Annotated in this window: 2 protein-coding genes; both read left to right on the top strand. The window is 63.5% G+C overall.

Going from position 1 to position 2,597, the window contains the following annotated elements; translation table 11 throughout:
- Nucleotides 1-162: 162 nt before the first annotated feature.
- On the top strand, nucleotides 163-1,731 hold the full coding sequence (gene istA, locus OC372_RS19295; RefSeq protein WP_262003893.1) for an IS21 family transposase: 1,569 nt from the start codon (nucleotides 163-165) through the stop codon (nucleotides 1,729-1,731).
- Nucleotides 1,728-2,474 carry an ATP-binding protein gene (locus OC372_RS19290; RefSeq protein ID WP_262003891.1) on the top strand — a complete coding sequence of 249 codons (747 nt, stop codon included), beginning with the start codon at nucleotides 1,728-1,730 and terminating at the stop codon, nucleotides 2,472-2,474. Before istA ends, OC372_RS19290 begins: the two co-directional genes overlap by 4 nt.
- The last annotated feature ends 123 nt before the right edge of the window (nucleotides 2,475-2,597 follow it).

Here is a 2,597-nt window from a genome sequence, read left to right as displayed (position 1 = left end):
TGAGTAGTTGGTCTTCTGAGCAGCACCGTTATTGCCGTTGAGCAGCACTGTGTCTCGACCTCGTTATTCCTTGTCGACAGCATTGGCGTTCGTGGCGGACGACATCGTGGGAAGCTCCTTCTGCCGTGCGCCGTAATCGCGCGGCAGAAGGAGTAACTACTGATGGTACGAAAGATCAAAGCGAAACTGGTGCTCCGGCTCCGCGCGGAAGGGCTGTCGCTGCGGCAGATCGAAGCGCATGGGGTATCGCAGCACAGCGTGATCAAGGTCGAGCGGGCCGCCGCCCGCGAGGACCTCACTTGGGCGATCGCGGCCGAGATGAGTGATGGCGAGGTGTATGAGCGGCTGTTCCCCGACACCGGCGCCCGGGAGAGCGTCTACGTGCAGCCGGACTGGACCGTGGTGCACAAGGAACTCGCGAGGGTGGGCGTCACGCTCAAGCTCCTCCACGCCGAATATCTCGACCGCTGCCAGAACAGTGGGGCTGCGGGGATGGGGTATGACCGGTTCTGCAAGAATTACGCCCACTTCGTCCGCACTCTGGGGGTCTCGTCTCGCGTCGGTCATAAGGCCGGGCAGACGATCGAGGTGGACTGGTCAGGCCCCACGATGCAGCTCATCAACCCGGTGACCGGCGAAACGGCGAAGGTGTATCTCTTCGTCGCGTGTCTGCCATTCAGCCGGTATGCGTTCGTGGAACCGGCTCTCGATATGCGGCAAGACACGTGGCTTGAAGCGCACGTGTCGATGTTCGCCTGGTTCGGCGGCAGCACGCCCAGGATCGTGCCCGACAACTTGAAGACCGGAGTGCTGAAGCATCCGCGTGAGGGCGAGGTGGTCCTCAACGACGCCTATCGGGAGCTCGCGGCGCACTACTCCGCGGCAGTCATCCCCGGCAGGCCCCGGAAACCGAAGGACAAACCGAGTGTCGAGAACACGGTCTGGAGCACCGCGACATGGGTGATTGCCGCGTTACGGAACCGTCAGTTCGCGACGTTGGCTGAGCTTCGCGCCGCGATCTACGAGCAGATGGCAGCATTCAACCGGGAACCGTTCCAGAAACGACAAGGCTCCAGGCTCAGCGTGTTCGAAGCGGAGGAGCAGCCCCGACTTCGCCCGCTCCCCGTGGTCGCGTACGAGATCAGCCGCTGGTCGTATGGGCGCAGAGTCGGCCGTGACGGGCACGTCGTCTGGGAGAAGAACCACTACTCCGTCCCTTACATGCATGTCGGGAACGTGGTTGATCTGCGCGTCACGAGCAGCATGCTCGAGGTGTTCCTCGGCGGCGACCGGCTCTCCTCGCACCTCCTCGCCCCGATCGGCGCCGTGAACGAGTATCGAACGCACGATAGCGACCTCCCCGACGGACCGAGGTATCAGCAATGGGATCCAGGGCGGGTGCGCGGCTGGGCGGCAAGAATCGGTGAGCACACCACCACGGTGATCGACCTGGTCTTCGAATCGGTGCCCATCGCCGAGCAAGGACTGAATCCGGCCCTCGCTGTCCTTCGACTCACGCAGCGGTACTCGAACGCAAGGGTGGAACGGGCATGCGAGATCGCGCTGGCGAGCCGTGTGCGATCGCCCAGGTATGCGCATCTCAGACCGATTCTTGAGTCCCGGCAAGACGAGCTCGGCAGCCGCTCGCCCAGGTTCGCGCCCAGCGCCGAGAACACTCCTCCTGCTGGGTATGTGCGTGGCGCCGACTACTACGGAGGCGCGGGCAAATGACGCTGATCGACATCGAGACCAAACGCAAGCTTCGCGAGATGGGCGTCACCGGACTCGTTGACGCGCTCGACGCGCAAGACGAGGCGCTCATGTTGGGGATCCCATTCGGTGAGCGGGTGAAACTCGCCGTCGATGACGCCCACACCCTCTTCTCGCAGCAGAAGATCGAAGGCCTCATCCGCAGGGCCGGCCTGCGTTACCCGGACGCCGAGCTCAGGCGACTCGACTTGATCGAGGAGCGTCGCATCGACCGGAGCGTGATCGCACAACTCGGCACCTGCACGTTCATCGGCCGCGGCCAGAACGTCGTGTTCCAAGGGTTCACGGGGTCCGGGAAAACGTATCTCGGGTCTGCTCTCGCGAAAGCCGCCTGCCAACACCGCTATCGGGCGCACTACATTCGCATGCCCGACCTCGAAGAGGTCTGGCTGAGCGCGGTCGATAAGCCCGGCGGGAAGGAGAAGTTCCTCCGCAAGTACGCAACGTTCCAGCTCCTCGTGATCGATGAATGGCTCCTCGACCCGCCCGGCGATCAACTGCGCGGCATGCTCCTTGAGCTCCTCGAGCGCCGCTACGACTCCGTCTCGACCGTGTTCTGCACCCAGTACGCGAAGAAGGACTGGCACGGGCGCCTCGGCGGCGACGTCCACGCCGACGCGATTATGGACAGGATCGTGCACCACACAATCTGGGTAGAAACCGGAGCCGCGAACATGCGCGAGCATACCGCCGGACTCTCCTGAACCGGGCGCTGGTGAGCGGCTCCTACCGGGTGCTGCTCACCAGCGCTACCCGATGCTGCGCACTCGCAATACTCAGTGCTGCTCAACCGCAATAACAGTGCTGCTCAGCCCCTCGAATACTCA

This window comes from Microbacterium sp. Mcb102 (assembly GCF_024519805.1).
In the GTDB taxonomy this organism is placed as follows: domain Bacteria; phylum Actinomycetota; class Actinomycetes; order Actinomycetales; family Microbacteriaceae; genus Microbacterium.
The sequence above is the reverse complement of the archived record's forward strand: the minus strand, read 5'-3'. Positions and strand labels throughout refer to the sequence as shown.

Coding starts and splice junctions, on each gene's coding strand:
- OC372_RS19290 (WP_262003891.1), top strand. CDS start 1,728: ATGACGCTGATCGACATCGAGACCAAACGCAAGCTTCGCGAGATGGGC.
- istA (WP_262003893.1), top strand. CDS start 163: ATGGTACGAAAGATCAAAGCGAAACTGGTGCTCCGGCTCCGCGCGGAA.